The organism is Ignavibacteriota bacterium (assembly GCA_016713565.1).
GTDB lineage: Bacteria > Bacteroidota > Ignavibacteria > Ignavibacteriales > Melioribacteraceae.
In genome coordinates, this window is sequence record JADJOX010000008.1 from 872,484 (window position 1) to 895,404 (window position 22,921).

Here is a 22,921-nt window from a genome sequence, read left to right on the forward strand (position 1 = left end):
AAAAATTTGATATATAAATATCCGTTTTTGCTGCAGAATAGGGTTTCTTAAATTTCCTCTTTGCTGGTTTCAAAATAAATTTATTCTTTTAACGATAATAATATTGAGCGCCAAGTTTTCATTCGGAATTAATTTTTGTTACTAATTAAATACTAGAGATAAAATGAAAAAGCAAAACAGTGAAGTAAGTTCAGCTGTAAATTTGATGGCATTGGCAAAAAGTATTTACCATGAAACACTAATGATGGGATTTGAAACAAGTGATTATATAAAACTTACAAATGAAATTTTAGGAATGACAATAGAGAAAAAGGAAATTTCGGAAATTCATCCGGAAATAAGAATTATTGAAGATGACTATAAATTTCCTCTTATAACGAAAAATTTAAAGATCAGAGAATTTTCGGAAAAGAAAGATAAAAAAATTATTGAAAAATGGTTTGAGAATGAGACGAGCCGCCAATTTCTTCTTTCCACGACTACACACCAAAACATTAACAAAGAATTTATTCTCTCCGATAATAAAAATAAATTTGCAACAATTACGCTTAAAAATGATCTACAGATAGGTTTACTGGCAATTTTGAATATTGACAACCAAAATAAAAAAGGGGAAATGAGGAAATTAATTGGCGATTTGGAATATAGAGGTAAAGGATTTGCCAAAGAAGCTTCAATTAAGTGGATTGAATATTGCACTATTTTTTTGGGCTTAAATAAAATTTATATAAACACAATTGAAACAAATATAAATAACATTTCGTTAAATCGGCAAATTGGATTTGAAATAGAAGGTTTATTTAAAAAAGATTTGATAATTGATGGAATTGAGCATGATGTTTTAAGAATGGCATACTTTAAACCGTAAAATAGCAAATTAAAAATTTCCAAAACTGGAAATTTTCTTTTTATTGCTTAAGTAAAATTTAAAAAGGAGCAAAAATGTGCGGAATAGTTGGTTATATTGGAGATAAAAACTGTGTGCCTATTTTGGTTGAAGGTTTAAAACGCTTAGAATATCGCGGATATGACTCAGCAGGTATTGGGTTTATAAATTCCGAAAATATAGCTGAAAATATAAAAGTTAAAGGCAAAGTAACCGAATTAGAGAAAAATTTAAATGGAAACGGACATTTTGCTAAAATTGGAATTGGACACACAAGATAGGCAACGCACGACGTTCCTGATGTTAGAAATTCACATCCTCACACAAACAATGAAGACAATTTATTTATAATCCACAATGGAATTATTAAAAATTATGCCGTTATCAAAAAAGCTCTTTCTGCTGAGGGATATAAATTTTACAGCGATACCGATACTGAAGTACTTGTAAATTTGATAGACAAAAACATTAAGCTTAAAGGTGATTTTTTTCAAGGTGTAAGATTTGCGTTAAACGAAGTTGAAGGGACTTACGGAATTGCCTTATTTCATGAAGATCAACCAGATAAAATTATTGTTGCTAAAAATGGTTCGCCGTTAGTAATTGGAGTTGGAATTGGCGAAAATTATATTGCTTCTGACGTTAATGCGCTTATCGCACATACTAGTAAAGTTATTTACTTAGAAGATCACGAAATGGCTGAAATCAGCAAAGACGGCATAAAAGTAAAAACAATTTTTGACGAAAAAATTCAAAAGGAAATCCAAGAAGTCCAATTGACTTTAAATGAAATCAGCAAAGGCGGTTATCCTCATTTTATGCTTAAAGAAATTATGGAACAGCCTGAATCTTTAAGAAACTCACTAAGAGGAAGACTGCTTGAAGAAGATGGAATTTCAAAGCTTGGCGGATTGCATGGTTACTTAGATAGAATTGCATTATCGAGAAGAATAATTATTACAGCTTGCGGAACTTCATGGCATGCGGCATTAGTCGGCGAATACATGTTTGAACAATATACAAATATTCCGGTAGAAGTCGAATATGCCTCGGAATTTAGGTATAGAAATCCTATCTTAACTCCGGATGACACGGTTATATTTATTTCTCAAAGCGGAGAAACGCTTGATACTTTGGCGGCACTAAAAGAAACGAAACGAAGGGGAGCTTTAACAGTTGGATTAGTAAATGCTGTAGGAAGTTCAATTGCCCGTGAAACAGAAACAGGCGTTTATTTACATGCCGGTCCTGAAATTGGAGTTGCATCAACAAAAGCATTTACATCCCAAGTTATTGTACTTGCGCTTGTTGCACTGCTTATAGGCAGAAGAAAAATAACAAGTCCGCAGGATGGAGTTGAAATAATAAAAGAATTAAAAACAATTCCAGATAAAGTAGAAAAGATTTTAAAATTAAATAATGAAATTGAAAAAATAGCAGAACAGTTTGTAAATGCGACTAATTTCCTTTATTTAGGAAGGGGATACAATTTTCCGGTTGCTTTAGAAGGTGCATTGAAATTGAAAGAAATTTCATATATTCACGCGGAAGGTTATCCCGCTGCCGAAATGAAACATGGACCAATTGCATTAATAGATGAAAACATGCCTGTAATATTTTTAGCTCCTAAAGATTCTGTATACGATAAGGTATTAAGTAATATTCAGGAAGTTAAAGCCAGAGGCGGTAAAATTATAGCAATTGCAAGTGAAAATGACGAAGAAATTGATAAAATAGTTGATTATTCAATAAAAATTCCAACAACAAAAAGATTGCTTATGCCAATTTTAAACGTAATTCCTTTACAATTACTTGCTTATCATATTGCGGTTAAAAAAGGATTAAACGTTGACCAGCCAAGAAACTTAGCGAAAAGTGTAACAGTGGAGTAGAAGTTTAAATCTACTCCTTTCTCTTCCATAAAATATCACAGTTAAATTTTTCATTAATTTTTTACTTCCTTTTCAGAAAATTTTTAGTAATTTACGATAATAAATGCAAACAAATTATTTTTGATTATTAAAATAAATATTAAAAAATTAAAATAAATACTAAAAATTGTAATATTATACAGAATGGAGTTACCATGTTGAAAAAAAATGTTCTAATTATGGGTGCAGCCGGAAGAGATTTTCATAATTTTAATGTAGTATTTAGAGATAATGAAGATTATAATGTAGTCGCTTTTACAGCTACACAAATCCCAAATATTGATGGAAGAATTTATCCTGCTGAACTTGCCGGCAAATTATATCCTAACGGAATAAAAATTTATGATGAAAGTGAGTTAGTAAATTTAATAAAAGAACTTAAGGTTCAAGAAGTGGTTTTTTCTTATTCCGACGTTCCTTTTAACTACGTAATGACTAAAGCCTCAATAGTAAATGCGGCTGGGGCTTCATTTAAATTACTCAGCGCAGACGAAACAATGATAAAGAGTACAAAACCGGTAATTGCTGTTCTTGCAACCAGAACCGGATGCGGTAAATCTCAAACTTCGCGTAAAATTGTTAAAATACTTAGAGACGAAGGAAAAAAAGTTGTTGCTGTCCGTCATCCAATGCCCTACGGCGATTTGGTAAAACAAAAAGTTCAGAGATTTGCGGCACTGGAAGATTTATCAAAACACGATTGTACAATTGAGGAAATAGAAGAATATGAACCGCATATTGCACTTGGCGGAATAATTTATGCTGGTGTTGATTATGAAGCAATTCTTCGTGAAGCGGAAAAAGAAGCGGATGTTATTTTGTGGGATGGCGGAAATAATGACATGCCATTTTATAAACCTGATTTAACTTTTACTGTTGTCGATCCGCATCGTCCGGGGCATGAATTGACTTACTATCCCGGGAATACATCATTAAGACTGGCAGATGCGGTTATTGTAAACAAAATAGATTCGGCAAGACCTGAAGATATTTTGACTGTTATAAACAATTCAAGAATGGTTAATCCCGACGCTGTAATTATAGAAGGTGCTTCACCATTAATTGTTGATAAACCCGAGATTATAAAAAATAAAAGAGTATTAGTAGTTGAAGATGGTCCAACTTTGACACACGGTGAAATGAAATACGGAGCTGGAACTGTTGCAGCGCAAAAATTGGGAGCAATAGAAATAATTGATCCTCGTCCTTTTACCGTAAACTCAATCTCAAAAACATTTGCAAAATATCCGAATATTGGAATTTTACTTCCTGCTATGGGTTATGGAGAAGAGCAGATTAAAGACTTGGAAGAAACAATAAATAAAGTTGATTGCGATGCTGTTGTTATTGGTACACCGATTGATCTTGGAAGGATTTTGAAAATAAATAAACCTTCAACAAGAGTTATGTACGAACTCCAGGAAATTGGTTCGATTACGTTAAGAACAATTATGAATGAAAAAGGTATTATATGAAAAAAAAGCTTGCGGTTATTGCGCTAGGCGGCAATGCGCTTCTTCGTGGAAATGAAATTGGTACAATTGACGAACAAGAAAAAAATACTTTCGATACTTGTAAACAATTAGTTGGATTGATAAAAAATGATTATAATTTGATTATAACACATGGGAACGGACCGCAAGTTGGAAACATACTTTTACGAAATGAAGCAGGTTATGAAAAGTATAAAATTCCTCAAATGCCTATGGATATATGCGTAGCGGATTCCCAAGGCGGCATTGGCTACATGATAGAGCGCCAGTTAAGAAATGTTTTTAACGAGGAAAAAATTAAGAAAAATGTTGTAACTCTAGTAACGCAAGTTCTAGTAGATAAGAATGATCCGGCATTTGAAAATCCTACAAAACCGGTCGGGCCATTTTATCTAAAAGAAGAAGCGGATTTACTTGCTAAAAAAAACAATTGGATATTTAAGAAGGATTCGAGGAATCGGGGATGGCGAAAAGTCGTAGCATCTCCGGTTCCCTTAAAGATAATGAATCAAGAAGTTATAAGATCTATTGCAAATAAAGGTACAATTGTAATTGCCGTTGGCGGGGGCGGAGTGCCAGTTTATAAACATGATAACGGATACTTGGAAGCCATTGAAGCTGTAATTGATAAAGATCTGGCATCCTCTGTTCTTGCAAAAGAAATTGGCGCTGATAAATTTTACATTGTTACCGACGTTCCTAAAGTATATATAAACTTCAACAAAAAAGATCAAAAAGAACTCGGTAAAATTAAAGTGGGCGAAATTAAAAAATATCTCGATACTGGTGAATTTGGTTCAGGCAGCATGGAGCCAAAGATAAAAGCAGCTATAAATTTTTGCGTATCAACAAATAATGAAAGTATTATTACAAACGAAGAAAGCCTGCCTATTCCAGAATGCGGAACTCGTATATCATTATAGTAGTTACTTTATGTAATTTAAAAATAAAAAGATAAAAAGCTCTTTTCCTATTTGATTTTATCCTTTTTTTGCTATTTTTCATTCCCAATATAATTCACACTTCTTAAAAATATTACATAATTAACTATCATTATTAACTACTCTAAAGGTGCAGTATTGAAAAATAACACATCTAACGATATTATACTTGGTATGCAAATGCTCTTTGTGGCGTTTGGCGCTCTTGTACTTGTTCCTTTATTAACAGGAATGGACCCTTCTTTAGCTTTGTTTACAGCTGGAGGAGGAACATTAATATTTCAGTTTATTACTCAACGAAAAGTTCCTATTTTTTTGGCAAGCTCATTTGCGTTTATTGCTCCTATTCAAATTGGAATTAAAGAATTTGGACTTGGTGCAACTTTGGGCGGATTAGCAAGTGCCGGATTAATTTATGTTGTTCTTTCATTATTGGTGAAAGCAAAAGGAGTTCAAGTTATTGAAAAATATTTACCTCCCATAGTTACCGGACCGGTTATAATGATAATTGGTTTAAATTTAGCTCCTGTAGCTGTTGGAATGACAAAGAATTTTGATGGAAGTACAAATTTAGATTCGACCGCTATAATAGTCGCATTGTTTTCATTATTTGTGACGATTTTTGTTGTACTTAAAGGAAAAGGGATCTTTAAGTTAATTCCTATTATTAGCGGAATTGCCGGAGGATATTTACTATCAATAATATTGGGCAAAGTAAATTTTCAGCCAATAACCGACGCAAAATGGTTTATGATTCCGTGGATAGAAGCCATAAACGCTGGAACATATGAATTTCCTATTCTAAATATCTCCGCAATTTTATTTATTCTTCCGGTCGCTATAGCTCCGGCAATTGAACACGTCGGCGATATTATGGCAATTTCAGAAATCTCAAATAAAGATTTTCTTGAAGATCCCGGTTTGCACAGAACACTACTTGGTGACGGCGTTGCTACAATTTTTGCTTCAGTTTTGGGCGGTCCGCCAAATACAACTTATTCGGAAGTTACCGGAGCAGTTGCGCTTATAAAAAGATTTGAAACTAAACTAATGACAATAGCGGCAATATTTGCAATATCTTTGGCGTTTTTTGGAAAGTTAGGCGGAGTATTAAAAACAATTCCTATTCCCGTTATGGGCGGAATTTTAGTCCTTTTATTTGGAATGATCGCGGCTATTGGAATTGGAACTTTAGTTAAAAATAAAATTGATATGTCAAACTCAAGAAACTTGGTTATTGTTGCCATAATTCTTGTTTTTGGAATAGGGGACATGTCATTAGGAGTTGGAAATTTTCAACTTGCCGGTATTGGTTTGGCAGGAATTATTGGCGTTTTACTAAATATTATTTTACCAAAAAACAATTAATATCAGGAGTATTACATGAAGAAATTTACATTCTCAATTTTACTTTTTATTGCGTCTTCAATTTTTGCGCAGAACATTCAGCTTCATTATGATTTTGGAAAAGATAGAAAATACTTTACCTCAACAATAGAGATGTTTAAACCCGATGAATACGGCTCCACATTCTTCTTTATTGATTTTGATTATAACGCGTCCGGAAATAATTCAATTGCTTTAGCATATTTTGAAATTGCCAGATATCTTACAATTCCCGGAACAGGAGGATTAGCAGGAACTATCCAATATAATGATGGAACAGCTCCCTGGGGACCGCTAGGTCACATTGTTCTTGCCGGCGCAAGTTATCCTATAAATTTAGGGTTTGTTACTTTAAATACCGATCTGCTTTTAAGAAAAGATTATTTATCCGAAGGTATGGACTATCAATTAACAACAGTTTGGTTTAAACCATTTTTTGAAGGCAAACTTATTTTTACCGGATTTTTAGATTTATGGAGCGGAGATTATTGGTATACCGACGGTAAAGAGTTGGTTTTATTGACTGAACCTCAACTTTGGTTTAATGTTGACTCGCACTTTGCTGTTGGAGGTGAAGTTGAAATTAGTAATAACTTTATTCCTTTAAAAGATAAAATACAAATTAACCCAACATTAGCCGTAAAATGGAATTTCTAACTAAATTAACAGGTAGAATAAAATGAACGAATTTTTAAATTTCTCAAAATATAATACAAGTTTAAAAACCGAAATACTCGCGGGAATTACTACTTTTTTGGCAACTATGTATATTATTGTTGTTAATCCGGCAATTATTTCAGCTACCGGAATGCCTTTCAGCGGTGTATTAACGGCTACTGTTTTAGTTTCAGCATTCAGCAGTATAATGATGGGTATTTATGCAAACAACCCGATTGTTTTAGCTCCCGGAATGGGATTAAACGCTTTTTTTACTTTTTCCGTTGTCTTGGGAATGGGCGTTAAATGGGAAGTTGCGCTTGGCGCCGTTTTTTGGTCGGGAATAGTTTTTATAATTTTATCTGTACTAAAAGTCCGTGAATTGATAGTTAAAGCAATTCCAAAACAAATAAGATACGCAATCGCAGCCGGAATTGGATTATTCATTACATTCATTGGTTTTGTTAATGCCAAATTTATTGTTGATAATCCAGCTACTTTGGTTTCAATTACGAAATTAAATCCCATAATTGTTACATTTTTAATTGGGTTATTTATTACTTCAATAATGATAATTAAAAATGTTAAGGGTGCTTTAATAATTGGAATTATCATTACAACAATTTTATCTATACCAATTGGTAGATTTTACGGAGATGCCTCAGCTATAAATTATGGTGTTCCTACTTTAGTTACATGGAAAGGATTAATGGCAATGCCTGATTTCAGTTTGATACTAAAACTAGATTTTGTAAACTCGCTTCAGTTTGCGTTGTTTCCGGTAATTTTTGCATTTTTATTTACAGATATGTTTGATTCAATTTCTACATTTATTGGTGTTGCCGAAGCTGCAAATATTACAGATGCAGACGGTGAACCGAGAAATATAAAAAAATCTTTACTTGTTGACGCTGTTTCAACTACAATTTCTGGTTTATTCGGAACAAGTTCAGGTACAAGTTATATTGAATCTGCCGCTGGAGTTGAACAAGGAGGAAGAACCGGAATGACAGCTGTTGTTGCTGGATTATTGTTTTTACCTTTTATATTTTTTTCACCGCTTCTATCCGTTGTTCCATCAATTGCAACTTCACCGGCTTTGATTTTGGTCGGAGTTTTTATGATGAAACCTGTTCTAAAGATCAATTGGTCAAAATTTGATGACGCGATTCCCGCGTTCCTCGGTATGATATTAATTCCTTTAACATATTCAATTACACAAGGAATTATTTGGAGCTTTATTTCATGGACGATAATTAAAATTGCGATCGGTAAAAGAGAAGAAGTATCAATTATGCTTATAGTTATTGATATTTTTGCCATTCTTGCTTTAGTAATTTAATCTTAATCTGTTTTAATTTTTAATCCTTCGAGGTTTATAGAATAATTTATAAATCTCGAAGGTATTGAGTTAAAAATTAAAAATTATACACCAAAACAAACTCATCCAACCAAATATTATCTCATTCACTTTACATCTAATTTAAGCCAATTCTAAAAACAAATCAATCAAGTTTTTATCAAACTAATATAGAATTGAAATAATATTAATTTGTTATTCTAAGAATCATTTATTCCAATTTTATATCTCTGCAATTTGTGCTTTTTTTGTATGATATTTTACTTCTAAAACGAATACAATTAAATAATACTCGAAGTCTATTTAGAGTAATCTTTTATATAAAAAACTTAAAATAATTATTGACTATTATAGAAGTTAATACTTAGTTACAATAAGTGATTTTTCCTACTCCGAGAGAGTAAGAAAATAAGATTGCTGAATCATAAGATAATTCAACCAACCTCAAAGTACTTCTCTCCCGAAGAATAAATAATAAAATTTTTTCAATTAAATCATAATTCAATGATATGAGAGTCGAAATGAAAAATTTATTTTATGTATTTATGTTTACTTGTTATTGTATACCAAGTATAAGTTTATTTTCTCAAATAGAATATTTCCCTAATGATTTAGTACTCGAAAATGACACTCTTTGGTTAACTTGCGGAAGAACTTCATCCGGATCTCAAGGTTTGGTTAAATTTAATACGAATAATGAAAATTTTGAAATTGTGAACGGAGATTATCCTAAGAATACTGGAAATATAATAATAGATAATGATGCGAATAAGTGGATTGGAACGAATGAAGGTTTAATGAAATTCAAAGGTAAAAATTGGGAAATCTATAATATAGAAAATTCCAATTTACCTGGAAATTATTTCCAGGAATCACAATTTGTTGTGAACAATAATGATATTTGGATCACATCAAATCGTGGATTTACATTAATTCAAGATACATCTTATTTAGGCAGCACGCTAAACGGTCTGATAAAATTCGACGGTAAGAAATTTACTTTTTTTAATATGGAAAATTCAGGATTACCTTCGAATAGAATTTATTCTATTGCAAAAGATAGTTTGGGAAATATTTGGATAGGAACAAATAACGGAATAGTTTCTTATGATGGGAATGATTGGACAGTATACAATATTAACAATTCACCATTATTATATAATAGTTCTGGGGCAATTGGTGTAGATAATTATGGTATAATATGGATTGGACAAGGAAATGCTGTAATAAGTTTTGATGGTAGTAATTTTACCACGTACAAAATTGATGAACCTACAAATTTTTCTTATGGAATAGATAAGATCGTTTTTGACAGTAAAAACTGTTTATGGGCTGCGTGTGATGATGGTGTTGGATTATTAAAATTCGACGGAATCAAATGGACTATTTATAATAAGGATAATTCAAATTATAACTTTGATGTACTACATTCCATATGTGTTGGTAAAAATGATATTCTATGGTTAGGCGGATTTACTTTATTTAAATTTGATGGAACTGATTTTACAACATTGCCAGAATTTGACATTAGTAAAGGACTAATTGCTAACTATTCTTTTGTAAAATGTGGAATGGATATTAGCGGCAACGAGCTTGATGGGACATTATTCGGTGGCATAACCTGGGTTAATGATAGAGCTGGTGGTTATTATTCTGCAGTAAAATTTAACGGAATTGATAGTAGAATAGAAGTTCCACATAATGAAGACTTTAATTTGAGTGAAAATGATACTCTTTCAATTAGTCTTTGGTTTACCATATCAAATAAGAGTGGAGGACTATTATTTAAAGGAAATAATATAACAAACTATGGCATTACAAATAATTCTGATGGTAAAATTTCTGCAAATATTAGTTCTAATAGTTCCAATAATTGGATAAGTGCAACTAGCACTAAATCATTAACATTTACTTATTGGCATCATTTAGTAGCAATATATACACAGACCAAAATCATGCTTTATGTAGATGGGCAGTTCGATAATCAAATTACTTTTCCCAAGACGCCAATAATCAATTCTGATCCATTATTTTTTGGAGTTGAAGCAAGCGGAAAAGCGGAATACTTTAATGGAAAATTAGATGATATTAGGATTTATAAAAGATATTTAAATCCAAACGATGTTTTTGCTCTATTTAACGAAAGATCAAATGAGTCTATTTCAATAATATCACCTAAAGATGGTGATAAAATAATCATAGGAAGTATACCAACAATTAAATTTATTCCTTTAACAAACAAAGGCAATATAAATATTGATTATTCAATTGATGAGGGCGCTAATTGGATTAACATAGTTGAAAACATACCAAATATTGGGAAATATGAAAGCTGGTATGTCCCTAATACACCATCATATAATTGTAAAATTAGAATAAGTGCCCCAAAGTATGGTCAGTATATAATTAGCGATGGCTCTTTCTCAATAGTTAATATGAATGAAAATGATGGGTTAATTGCATATTATCCATTAAACAAAAATACAAAAGATGAAAGTGGGAATGAGCACAATGGAACAATTTTTGGCAATTTTGAATGGATAAGTGATAGATTTAATAATTTAAATTCAGCTATTCATTTTAATGGAATAGATTGTAGGATAGAAGTTCCCCATTTTGATGAACTTAATTTAAAGCAGAACAATACATTGTCGTATAGTTTTTGGTTCTCGATTGATAATCATATCCAATATGCAGGATTTATTTGTAAAGGTGATACAATTTCAAATTATTGTATCTCTGATAATGTACACGGCAGAATCGCTGCTAATCTTAATCATTATAGTACAGATAAAACACAAACAATAATTACTTCGAAATCAATTCCATTAAATGAATGGCATCATTTAGTTGCAACTTATACACCTACAAAAATTTTACTTTATTTGGATGGAAAGTTAGATAATCAAATTAGTATAACTAATACAAGGATGATCAATTCAGATCCTTTATATTTTGGTGTTGATGCAGATGGAGAATTAGAATATCTCAAAGGATCGTTAGATGATGTACGCATATATAATAGAATCTTAGGCGAAAATGAAATATTAAAATTATATAATGAAAAAATAAGTACTTCAAAAAATATTACATATAAAATAATATTTCCAAATTGCGATAACTCGCAAACTCACCTTATAATTGAAGAAGGAAATTTCTCTGAGGGCCAAACTATGAAGTTTCCTGAATATAATATTCCGAATCAATATTCAGCTTTCCAACCTTATTATAACTCTTTAATTAATGCTGAGTTATTTTTCCCTAAAGGAAGTCTAAATGAAAATATTAAAATAGAATTTATGCTGAAGGGAATGTGTGAAAATGGATTAATAGATAGTCCAAAAACTGAAGAAATAGTTGAAGTATTATATCTAAGTTTTACTGTTATTGGAGATTCGTCCGGATCCCACAATCCTCTTGAATATTATTATTTTAATAAAAACAAAGAAGGATATCTTAAAATACCGAGAAGTAATATTGATTCTTTGATGGAACTATTAAATTATAATATAGATTTATTATTCCCATTTTTCGCAGAAAATGGATTAGAACCGGATTTTGAAGGGATAAGAAAAGTAGTTGATGAAAATTACTACACAATATATTTCAAACACTTATCAGAAATAAAATTAGGAGTAATAAGTTCACCGACGAGTATAAAAAATATAACAAACTCAATTCCCACTGAATATAAGTTAGATCAGAATTACCCCAATCCTTTTAATCCAACAACCAAAATCACATATCAGTTGCCGGAAAAAAGTATTGTTACATTAAAAGTCTATGATATATTAGGAAAAAAAATTGTCGAATTAGTAAATGAAACTCGAGAGGCCGGTAATCATGAAGTTATATTTGATGCAAGTAATTTAAGCAGCGGTATTTATTATTATCAAATCAAAGCAGGTGACTTTATACAATCAAAAAAAATGCTTTTAATAAAATAATCTGATCTAAATATTTGATCTATCTTAGCCCTTCCCGCAAAGAAGGGCTTTTTCTTTTTAAGCCAGATATTAGATAAATCCCAACAATTAACTAAACTAAATGGGGCATCTGTATGTATACATCAGTTCTATCTGAGGAGATAAATTGACAGCATTTATAAATGCAGTAGTTGGACAATGTCTAAATAAAAAATCTCATAATTCAGGAAGGAAAAATTAAAGAAGGAAACAAATTCATGAAAATTAGAAAGCCCAATGTAAGTACACTAGACTTTTTAATCGCGGAGAGGGTGGGATTCGAACCCACGGTACAGTTTCCCGTACACACACTTTCCAGGCGTGCCAGATCAGCCACTCCTGCACCTCTCCATTTTGAGTCTGTAAATATATTAATCTTAACCCTAATTTAAAAATAAATATCTAAAAAAATTATATTCTTTTGTAAATTTGTAATGTAAAATTGGAAAGATGGCAGAGCGGTTGAATGCGGCGGTCTCGAAAACCGTTGTCCGCAGTTATGCGGACCGAGGGTTCGAATCCCTCTCTTTCCGCATCTATTTTTGTTTTTCTTTTTCTTCAATTTCTGCATTATTATCATTTCTTAAGAAAGGAAATATCATGTCTTTAACTCAAAAAAGATGTCTTCCATGCGAAGGTTTTTCAAAACCATTTGATCAAATAGAGGAAGAAAATTACATTAAACATATTGATGGATGGACTTTAAATTGTAAAGGTGAACACAGAATTATAAAAAAATACAATTTTGCGGATTTTGTAAACGCTGTGGCATTTGTAAATAAAATTGCGGATTTAGCCGAAAATGAAGGGCATCATCCAAATATTCTGATAAAATATAATTTGGTGGAAATTGAACTTTATACACACGCAATAGGCGGATTGAGTAAAAATGATTTTATTCTTGCTGCAAAAATTGATGGATTATTAAAATAAAAGCCGCAAAATATGCGGCTCTTTATAAAATTTATTAAGAAGTAGTTTCCGATTTTAATAAAACGCCGTTTATTGCTTCAATTAAGGACGGTTTTGGTAAAGCACCCTGCGCCATTTGAGGTCTTTCATTTTTTGGGCAAAATAATAATGAAGGAATGCTTCTAATTCCAAATACAGCAGCAAGTTCCTGCTCTGCTTCTGTATCAACTTTATATATATTTATTTGTCCGGCATATTCATTGCTTAATTCTTCCAAAATTGGAGCAACCATTTTACACGGTCCGCACCAATCTGCGTAAAAATCTATAATACACGGAAGTTCACCGGCATAATTCCATTCTTTATTTTGTTCGTAATTGAAAACTTTATCTAAAAAAGTCTGTTTTGTTAAATGCTCAGTCATATTTCTCCTTATTTTTGAGGGTTAGATGTCACAATTCTTAAAAGGATTCAGTAAAATTTAATTTTATACCAAAATATGTTGTTGTTTTTTTTATTATTATTTTGAAGAATTACAATTCAAAATTTTAATTATCGCACAATATGCATTTCATTAAAAAAATAAGTTTTCATATATCTTTTTTTTTGTTGATGCTTCATATAAACATCGCAGGTCAATCTAATTCCATTATTTCAAGCGATCTTAAATTTGTAAAAATTGGCGTTGAAGAAGGTTTATCTCAATCAACTGTACTTTCTATACTGCAGGATAAACGAGGATATTTATGGTTTGGAACAGGTAACGGACTTAACAGATATGATGGTTATGAATTTGTAGTTTATAATAATCTGACAGATGTTACAACCTCAATCTCCGATAACGAAATTACGTCTTTATTTGAAGATGAAAATGGAAATTTATGGATTGGAACCTCAAAAGGAATTTTAAATAAATTTAATTATAAAACTGAAACATTTGAACATTTTGACATTGCAAATACAAGTGATTGGTATTTGCTCGATGAAGAGAAATTTGTAAATGTTCCCTTAACTCTTTCAAGAAACCAGCTGAGTTCCATAACTTCAATAGATCAAGATAAAATTGGAAATTTATGGATTGGAACATGGGGGAAAGGATTAATTAAATTCAATCCCAAAACACATCAAAAAAAATATTTCTATCATTTTAAAAATAAAATCAACTCTTTAAGTTCTAATAAAATTGTAAAAGTTTTTATTGATTCTGAAAATATAATTTGGATTGGAACTTTCGGCGGCGGAATTAATAAGATTACAGTCAAAAATGATTCACTTATAAAAATTTACAATAAAAATATTTATCCATTCAATATTCTTAGAATAGGCGATAAAATTACGTGGATAAATGAAGATAAAGATCAAAATTTAATTATCAGCGAATATAATTACGGTATTGTAAAAGTTGAACGGTCGACTAAAAAGCTTAATCCCAATCACTGGAAAATTTCACCTATTGATCTTGGATTAAATGAAAAATTGTATCCGTTAAATATTATGACGTTCGAGGGCGACAAAAACGAAAATTTATGGATCGGAACTTACGGACATGGATTAATAAAATATAACTCAACTACGAAAACTTCCAATCAGTATCTTGCGGGAAAAGATAAAAATTCTTTGAGTGAAAATGAAATTCAATCAATTTATTTAGATAAATCTGGCATTGTGTGGATAGGTACTCAGCTTGGAAAGGGAATAAATAAAGTGGAATTGAGCAAAAATAATTTTATGACAATTCCCGTTTTATCCGTGCCCAACAAATCACTTAATGACAATATTATTTGGACGATTTTTGAAAGCACAAAAAATGATATTTGGATTGGCACTTACAGAGGCGGAATAAATAAAATAAATTATAGAACCAATGAATTTGAATATTACGGAAAAGATAAAATTGGTGATTCACATATAAGAACTATAATTGAAGATTTTAAAGGGAATATGTGGATTGGAACTTTTTCAAACGGTTTGACTTTTTATGATGTTAATCGAAATATCTTTAAGCATTTTACATTAAGCGAAAATATAAAAAGTTTGAAATCAAATCAGATACAGGCTTTGGCAATTGACGGTGATTCGATTTTATACATCGGAACATTCGGCGGCGGATTGAGTAAACTCAATCTTATAAATTTTTATAAAGATCAAATTCCGGAATTTACAACTTATAAGCATAGTCCGTCGAATAATCATAGCATTAGCGATGATAGAATTTATTCTCTGCATATTGATAAAAATGGAGAACTTTGGATTGGCACTCATGGAAGCGGTTTAAATCTTTTTGATAAAAAGTCATTGACCTTTTCGGGCTATAAAAATGAAAATAATTTGCTTAATGATAATGGAATTATGACAATTACCGAATCTGTTGATAACAAGCTGCTTATCGGAACATTCGGCGGCGGATTGATTTTATTCGATCCTAAAACAAAAATATATACAAATATTAATAAATCTTTGAAACTCGACTGCAACGATGTTTACGGAATTATAGATGATAACAAAAGCGGTTACTGGCTGAGTACAAATAACGGAATTTACAAAATTGAATATGATTTGAAATCATTTGTCAGATACGGGTTGTTGGACGGACTTCAAAGTTTGGAATTCAGCGGAGGAGCATATTTTAAATCAAAGAGCGGAATAATTTATTTCGGCGGAATAAACGGAGTAAATTATTTTAACCCAAACGATATAAAAATAGATAAGTTTGATGCTCCGGTTGTAATTACAAAAATTAAATTGTTTGATAAAATCATTAAAGGTGAAAAAAAGGAATTAATATTTACAAGAGATCAAAATTATTTTTCTTTTGAATTTGCTTCGTTAGATTATAAAAAATCCGGCAAGAACAATTACAAATACATGCTGGAAGGATTAGAAAAAAAATGGAATTACACTTCCGCAGAAAATAGAAAAGTTTATTATACAAATCTTGCGCCGGGTGATTATAAATTTATTGTAACAGGTACAAATAACGATGGTGTTTGGAGTTCGAAATTTGCATCAATTGATATTAAAATATTGGCACCGTTCTGGATGCAATGGTGGTTCATATCATTGCTTATTTTATTGATTGGAGGAATAATTGTATTTTTTATAAATCAAAGAATAAAATACTTGATAGCAATGGATAAACTTAAAACTAATCTTTCGGCTGACCTTCATGATAATGTGGGAGCCGGTTTAACGGAAATTTCCATTTTAAGCGAATTAACCGCCACGGAAGTTTCTGAAGAATCGAATGTTTCTAAAAATTTAACAAAGATAAGTGATCTATCGCGGCAGCTTGTTGAATCTATGAGCGATATTGTTTGGGTCGTGAATCCAAATAGAGATTCATTGTATGAATTGATTGTCCGATTAAAGGATTCTTATTCCGAACTCTTTTTTGAAATGGGAATTACGCTTCAAACTTCCGATCTAGAAAAATTAGTGAATATAAAAATTCCGATGGATGTAAGACAAAATTTATATCTTATACTAAAAGAATCTATTAATAACGCAGTAAAGCATAGCAGCTGCAAAACAATTACTTTGGATATTGCGCAAATCAATAAAAAAATGAAAATTGAAATTACCGACGATGGAAGCGGTTTTAAGCTTAACCAAATAAGGAACGGGAACGGACTATACAACATGCAGCAAAGAGCAGATAAAATTAATTGGAAAATAAGAACTGATTCAGAAATTGGATTGGGTACAAAAGTAACTTTAGAAGGAAAAATTTAAAACATGATTAGTGTTGCGATAATTGAAGATAATGTTATAATTAGAGACGGTTTAGCCGCTTTGATAAATGGGACTAACGGATATAAATGTGTCGGCGCTTATGGCAATTGCGAAAGTTTTCTTGCCGAACTGCCAAAACTTGATTTGGATGTAGCGCTTATGGATATTGCGCTTCCGGGTATAAATGGTATTGAAGGCGTTAAAAAAGCGAAAAAAATCATTCCGGATTTAAATATCTTAATGCTTACAATTTATAAAGAAAGCAAAGTTGTTTTTGAAGCTTTGTGCGCCGGAGCTTGCGGTTATTTAGTTAAAAATACACCGCCCACACGATTGCTAGACGCAATCCGTGAAGTTTACGAAGGCGGCTCTCCAATGAGCAGTATTATTGCAAGACAGGTAATTACCGTATTTCAACAAAACACAATTCCTTCAAAAGCCTCGGAAGATTACGGTCTTTCAGATCGGGAAAAAGAAGTTCTGTTAAAACTTTCGGAAGGGGATAATTATCAGCAAATTGCCGATTTACTTTTTATCAGCGTTGATACAGTAAGACATCACATTAGAAACATTTATAAAAAACTTCACGTACATTCACAATCCGAAGCTGTGGCAAAAGCAATTCGTAAAGGCGTAATTTAACCGCATAAATAGGGTATAAATTTTTACATTTTTTTCCCATTCTTTTAAAAACCGCATAAATGTGCTGTTGTTAAAACTTCATTAAATTTTTATTTATCAATCAGAATTTCTAAATCTTTTTGGAGGAATTATGGCAGACTTTAATACTAATAACAATCCGATACCCGAATTGATAAATGATGAAACATTTCATTTGTTGAACAGCAGAGGATTAATAGATGAAAAATCGGTCAGAGATTATATCATAAAAAAAAGATTCAAGGATATGAGAGTTTTGAAAGTTAAAGCAAGCGCGGCAATTGATTCTTTGCGCGAAGAATATCCTTACCTGCAATTCGACACAATCAGAAAGATTGTTTATCAGTCATAAATTTTGCGTTTGTACTAGTTAGTTGTGGTCACAACCTAATGTGACCACAATATTTAAATATTATTTTTTATCCAAATTATTTTCGTCGTCAATATCGTCTTCAAAATTATCAGCTAAATCATCGTAAACATCCTGTACGGATTTTTCATCATTATTCTTTTTCGGAATCTCAACTTTAATCTCATTTAACTGATTTATCTCATCTAATTTTTTATTCTTTTTATAAATTATATAAACAGTTACCAATATTATTAATGCTAATAAAACAATAATGCCATAAATAAAAATTGATTTTGAACCGCCGAGAGAGTGTTTCCATTCATCAATTTTCTTATCAATATTATTTAGTTGCTCTTTACTAACCAAATTATTATTTAGTAAAATGGTTGCCCATTTTGTTTTTATTATATCATTCCAAACATTTTCCGAAAAGAAAATAAATTCATTATCATCATTTACGCCAAGTTTATTCGCGTTGTCTATTTTTCTTTCAATGTAAGCAATAATTGTAGACTCAAATTCTTTCCCGTTGGAAAAGAAAGGCATATTGATATTGTTCGTTTTAAATTCTTCGTGAATGGCTCTGAAAACGGCTTTGTCTATTGATTTATTCCAATTAACTATTTGAGTGTCTATCTGTGCCAATTTATCTTTATTTTCAGGATCAGCGGAATAAATACTGAACAATTTTGGACCAAAGTGCTGCCATCTATCTTGGAATTGCCCATATTCATTTTTTAAAACATTTAAATCGTCTGACGTAAGTACACTCGCATTTAGAAAGTCAATATTATCTGAAACCAAGTTGCTTATATTGTCAATCAAACCTGTACTTTTTAGTTTTGTTTTTATTCCTTTCAATTCAGCGTCGTCTAATGATTCTAATTTATGCTCCGCCGACATAAAAATATTATCCATAATCTCTTTGATCAGAGTATCTCTTTGAGCAATACCTTGACGAAGACCGAAAATAACTTTATTCAGAGAATCTATTTTTGCTTTTGTTTTCCCGAAGCCTGATTTCATTGATCGAAGTTCGGACATCAATTTAACATTTGTGTTTCGCAGAGCATTAATTTCTTCGGTCAATTTTGCGAGTTCATCGGAAACTTGTTCAAAATTCGTTTGCAAAGTTGTTACTTGAGTATTTAAGTTTGATATTTCATCAACTTTCTTTCTCGAATAATCTATTTTGCTTTCAAGAGTTTTGAAAGATGCGTCAAAATTACTTGGATATAAAGCTCGATTTAGAAGTTCTTTATTTCCTTTGAATTCACTCTTAAATTCTTCAATTTCTTTCTCAATTTGATCTAATTCGTCGGGGGTTTTAGCGTATTCAATCGCAATTTCAAATGATCTTTGTCTGCTTTTAAATTCTTGAGTAATTCTAAAATCGGATTGCGTGAAAACATTTGAACTCAAAAATAAAACAAATACGAAAAAAGCTAAATATTTAGCCAATTTTATTCTCCTTTTATTCCGTCAGAAGTTAAAAATGCAAGATGCTTCTCGCCTTCAAGAAGTTCAATAAACGGTGCCCGCTGATTAAATGCGGGAAGATCTAGTCCGAAATCAGAAACCTTTATTTTGTTTTCTAACTCAAAAGTTCCGTCAACAACATTAAATACATAAACATTTTTAAATCCGGCGGCAACCATATAATAAAAACCTTTTGTATCACGTATTATTCTAACGGATTCTTTTTTATAGGATTTTGCATCTTCTTTTTCTTCTAAAAATAGCCCTTTAACATTAGCGGTAAATGAAAATCTTGCGTCGCTTACATTTCCATCGTCAGAAATATCAAGAACACTTTCAACTGGCCAGGCAAAATCCACAGGTTCCATTACAAACTTGCAGCAGCCGAAAAAACTTGCCAATAAAATAAAAATTACAATTTTTTTCATATTTCCCTAAAATTATTTAATAATAACTGAAATGATAAATTCTAAAGATTTGCTATGTATAAATTTAATTGTATTATATTAATAAACAAAATTAAAAATAGTGTTAAATGAATATATAATATTTCGATAATAAGAAATAAAATTCTACTTAAGAGCCATAAGTTGATTGAAAATAAAGATATAAATAATGACGATTCGTTAGAAAAATTGCTTATTTTGGAAGAAGCAAAGCGTCTGAAAACCATATTTTTGGATAATATGAGTCATGAACTGCGCACGCCAATCACCGTAATTTTGGGTTATGCGGGAATTCTTTATGAAGAAATTAAAGATCCTGATCTCAAAGAAATGGCTGAAATTATACTTAAAAGCAGTAATAGATTAACCGAAGCGTTGAATTTGTTGTTGGATCAATCGGATGTCGCTTCTGAAAGGTTAAAAGTTGAATTGAAGGAAGAAAATCTTTGCGATTTTCTTAAAGAAACCTATAATGTGTACAAACCTATTACTGAAGATAAGGGTTTGATTTTGAATTATAATAATAAATTGGATTTTGCAAAATGCTCAATCGATAGAAAAATGTTCACAAAAGTTTCAAATAATCTGCTTAATAATGCGATTAAATTTACGGAAAAGGGAAGTATTACAATTACATTGGACATGGATAGTGAAAAAAAATTCTATATAATAGATTTTGAAGATACCGGAATCGGAATTGCCGAGGATAAACTTTCATTAATTTTTGAAGCTTTTCGACAAGTAAGTGAAGGAATGAATAGAATTTACCAAGGAATTGGTTTGGGTTTATCAGTTTCTAAAAAATTTGTAGAACTTATGAACGGCGATTTGACTGTTAAAAGTACGCCAAACGTTGGAACAACTTTTACTATTAAAATACCAACAATTAATTAAATTTTCCTTTAAGTTTATCCCAAATACCTTTCCCAATTAAATTATCAACATTTATTAAAATTTTCTTAATAACTATCAAAATATCAACATCCCCAGCCCAATGTTTTTTTACAATTTGCGGATCAATGGAATTAATCATTTCGTTTAAGATAAAAGCGGCAATCGCAATATCATCTAAGTAACCGATCGGTCCCAAGAAAATTTCAGGCATTAAATCAATTGGTGAAATAAAATAAGCTACCGCGGATACTAATTTTAATTTTTTATTTTGCGGAACTTCCGGGTCTTGAATTAATTTTATCATTAAATAAAATATATCCGGAACAAGCATTATAAATTCACGCCACTTATGATTTAAGTTTGCTTTTTCATCAAGCCAAATTGAAATATTTGATCTAAGCTTTTTGTAATATTTTTCTTCTTTGTTCATTTTAATAAATCATTTTTTAATTCTATTTATGCCGTTTAATGCCGCAACTCTATATGCCTCTGCCATAGTAGGGTAATTGAAAGTAGTATTTATAAAATACATTAGAGTATTTGCTTTTCCTTCTTGAGTTAAAATAGCTTGACCAATATGAATTATCTCCGCGGCTCCATAACCGAAACAATGAACGCCGAGAATTTCCAAAGTTTCTCTATGAAATAAAAGTTTTAACATTCCGGTGGTTCTGCCGGTTATTTGTGCCCGCGCTAAATGTTTAAATAATGAATGCCCAACTTCATACGGTATTTTCTTTTCTGTCAATTCCTTTTCTGTAAGTCCAACTGAACTGATTTCAGGAATTGTATAAATTCCTGTTGGGATAAATTCTATTAGTTTATGTTCGCAAAAACCTTTTACCAAATGTGTCGCCGCAAATCTGCCTTGATCGTAAGCTGCGCTTGCCAAACTTGGATATCCAATTACATCGCCAACAGCATATATATGAGGATGTGCGGTTTGAAAATTTTCGTTAACTTCAATTGAACCGCGGACATTTCCTTTAATACCAATATTTTCCAAACGTAACGTATCCGAATTGCCGGTTCTGCCTTGAGCCCATAATAAGTAATCAGTTCTAATCTGCTTATTTGATTTAAGATAAACTGTAACTCCTTCGTCGTCGGCTTCAACTTTTTCATATTCTTCGTTATTCCGAATCAATACTCCGTTTTCCCTTAAATGATAGGCTAAAGCGTCGATTATTTCGTCATCCAAAAATGTTAATAATTGACTTCTATTATTTATCAAATTAACTTTGATCATCAAGCCTCTGAATATCGATGCGTATTCACAGCCCACAACGCCGGCGCCGTAAATAGTTATGCTTCTAGGATTATCTTCAATATTTAATATTGAATCGCTATCTAAAATTCTGGGATGATTAAAATCAACATCCGGCGGGTGATATGGACGAGATCCTGTTGCGATAACAAAGTAATCCGCAGAATATTTTTTCTTTGAACCGGATTCATTAATTACCAAAATATTATGTTCGTCAACAAACTCAGCAGTACCGTCTAAAATTTCTACTCTATTTCTCTCATAAAAACTTTTTCTAAGCTGATATTGCTGGTTTACAATTTTTTCTGTTGATTTTAAAATTGTCTGATAAGAAATATCTTTGAGAGATTCTGTATCAGAAATTATTTGACTTGTATGACGTAAAGCTTTACTTGGTATTGTGCCTTTGTGAGTGCAGTTTCCGCCTATATTAAAGAACTTATCGCACATAGCGACTTTCTTACCTTCTTTTGTTGCTTTCATCGCAGCGCCTTCGCCGCCGGGACCGCTTCCGATTACAATAAGATCAAAGTGATTTGACATTTTTTCATTCTATTTAG

At 31.4% G+C, this 22,921-nt stretch carries 17 protein-coding genes, 2 tRNA genes and 1 pseudogene; 14 read left to right on the plus strand and 6 right to left on the minus strand.

The genetic code is table 11. The annotated features are described in order from the left end of the window. The first annotated feature begins 163 nt into the window (after positions 1-163). The 8 genes and pseudogenes from IPK06_18475 (at position 164) to IPK06_18510 (ending at position 12,601) form a co-directional block, all read left to right on the plus strand. Positions 164-868, plus strand: coding sequence for a GNAT family N-acetyltransferase (locus IPK06_18475; protein MBK7981954.1), 705 nt, complete (start codon positions 164-166; stop codon positions 866-868). 74 nt (positions 869-942) lie between these two features. Beyond that, positions 943-2,778, plus strand: a pseudogene (gene glmS / locus IPK06_18480) (glutamine--fructose-6-phosphate transaminase (isomerizing)). Positions 2,779-2,972: 194 nt separating this feature from the next. After that, a complete protein-coding gene (locus IPK06_18485) occupies positions 2,973-4,292 on the plus strand; it encodes a GTPase (GenBank protein ID MBK7981955.1) in 1,320 nt (439 codons plus the stop codon). Further along, entirely contained in the window at positions 4,289-5,233 is a 945-nt protein-coding gene (gene arcC / locus IPK06_18490) for a carbamate kinase (GenBank protein ID MBK7981956.1), read from the plus strand. Before IPK06_18485 ends, arcC begins: the two co-directional genes overlap by 4 nt. A gap of 156 nt (positions 5,234-5,389) precedes the next feature. Then, entirely contained in the window at positions 5,390-6,619 is a 1,230-nt protein-coding gene (locus IPK06_18495) for a uracil-xanthine permease (GenBank protein ID MBK7981957.1), read from the plus strand. 15 nt (positions 6,620-6,634) lie between these two features. Then, positions 6,635-7,294, plus strand: coding sequence for a DUF5020 family protein (locus IPK06_18500; GenBank protein MBK7981958.1), 660 nt, complete (start codon positions 6,635-6,637; stop codon positions 7,292-7,294). Between the two features lie 22 nt (positions 7,295-7,316). Continuing rightward, positions 7,317-8,636, plus strand: a complete 1,320-nt coding sequence (locus tag IPK06_18505; protein ID MBK7981959.1) for an NCS2 family permease — start codon at positions 7,317-7,319, stop codon at positions 8,634-8,636. A gap of 539 nt (positions 8,637-9,175) precedes the next feature. Beyond that, positions 9,176-12,601 carry a T9SS type A sorting domain-containing protein gene (locus IPK06_18510; GenBank protein ID MBK7981960.1) on the plus strand — a complete coding sequence of 1,142 codons (3,426 nt, stop codon included), beginning with the start codon at positions 9,176-9,178 and terminating at the stop codon, positions 12,599-12,601. A 282-nt stretch (positions 12,602-12,883) separates the two neighbouring features. Here the strand turns inward: IPK06_18510 and IPK06_18515 are convergent. Continuing rightward, a tRNA-Ser gene (locus tag IPK06_18515) sits at positions 12,884-12,970 on the minus strand. A gap of 93 nt (positions 12,971-13,063) precedes the next feature. Here IPK06_18515 and IPK06_18520 point away from each other — a divergent pair. Beyond that, positions 13,064-13,152 (plus strand) — tRNA-Ser (locus IPK06_18520). A 67-nt stretch (positions 13,153-13,219) separates the two neighbouring features. Next, positions 13,220-13,552: a 4a-hydroxytetrahydrobiopterin dehydratase gene (locus tag IPK06_18525; GenBank protein ID MBK7981961.1), complete on the plus strand. Its 333-nt coding sequence runs from the start codon at positions 13,220-13,222 to the stop codon at positions 13,550-13,552. A gap of 34 nt (positions 13,553-13,586) precedes the next feature. Here the strand turns inward: IPK06_18525 and trxA are convergent, their stop codons facing one another. Next, positions 13,587-13,955, minus strand: coding sequence for a thioredoxin (trxA, locus tag IPK06_18530; protein MBK7981962.1), 369 nt, complete (start codon positions 13,953-13,955; stop codon positions 13,587-13,589). 188 nt (positions 13,956-14,143) lie between these two features. On the opposite strand from trxA, the gene IPK06_18535 reads away from it, so the two are divergent. From IPK06_18535 to IPK06_18545, 3 genes are all read left to right on the plus strand, one after another. Next, positions 14,144-17,263 (plus strand): hypothetical protein, encoded by a 3,120-nt coding sequence (locus tag IPK06_18535; protein MBK7981963.1) that lies wholly within the window; start codon positions 14,144-14,146, stop codon positions 17,261-17,263. A gap of 3 nt (positions 17,264-17,266) precedes the next feature. Further along, positions 17,267-17,905 carry a response regulator transcription factor gene (locus IPK06_18540; GenBank protein ID MBK7981964.1) on the plus strand — a complete coding sequence of 213 codons (639 nt, stop codon included), beginning with the start codon at positions 17,267-17,269 and terminating at the stop codon, positions 17,903-17,905. 130 nt (positions 17,906-18,035) lie between these two features. Next, a complete protein-coding gene (locus tag IPK06_18545; protein ID MBK7981965.1) occupies positions 18,036-18,275 on the plus strand; it encodes a hypothetical protein in 240 nt (79 codons plus the stop codon). Between the two features lie 60 nt (positions 18,276-18,335). On the opposite strand, the gene IPK06_18550 is transcribed toward IPK06_18545, so the two are convergent. Together IPK06_18550 and IPK06_18555 are read right to left on the minus strand one after the other, a co-directional pair. Then, positions 18,336-19,736, minus strand: a complete 1,401-nt coding sequence (locus IPK06_18550; protein ID MBK7981966.1) for a hypothetical protein — start codon at positions 19,734-19,736, stop codon at positions 18,336-18,338. A 2-nt stretch (positions 19,737-19,738) separates the two neighbouring features. Beyond that, positions 19,739-20,182: a hypothetical protein gene (locus IPK06_18555; GenBank protein ID MBK7981967.1), complete on the minus strand. Its 444-nt coding sequence runs from the start codon at positions 20,180-20,182 to the stop codon at positions 19,739-19,741. Positions 20,183-20,344: 162 nt separating this feature from the next. Here IPK06_18555 and IPK06_18560 point away from each other — a divergent pair, with 162 nt between their 5' ends. Further along, positions 20,345-21,094 carry a HAMP domain-containing histidine kinase gene (locus IPK06_18560; protein MBK7981968.1) on the plus strand — a complete coding sequence of 250 codons (750 nt, stop codon included), beginning with the start codon at positions 20,345-20,347 and terminating at the stop codon, positions 21,092-21,094. Here IPK06_18560 and IPK06_18565 read toward each other — a convergent pair. Together IPK06_18565 and sthA are read right to left on the minus strand one after the other, a co-directional pair. Next, on the minus strand, positions 21,087-21,524 hold the full coding sequence (locus IPK06_18565; protein ID MBK7981969.1) for a DUF1232 domain-containing protein: 438 nt from the start codon (positions 21,522-21,524) through the stop codon (positions 21,087-21,089). The genes IPK06_18560 and IPK06_18565 overlap by 8 nt on opposite strands. Before the next feature lie 9 nt (positions 21,525-21,533). Then, complete coding sequence (sthA, locus tag IPK06_18570) at positions 21,534-22,904, minus strand: Si-specific NAD(P)(+) transhydrogenase (GenBank protein MBK7981970.1); 1,371 nt, start codon at positions 22,902-22,904, stop codon at positions 21,534-21,536. Between the last annotated feature and the right edge of the window lie 17 nt (positions 22,905-22,921).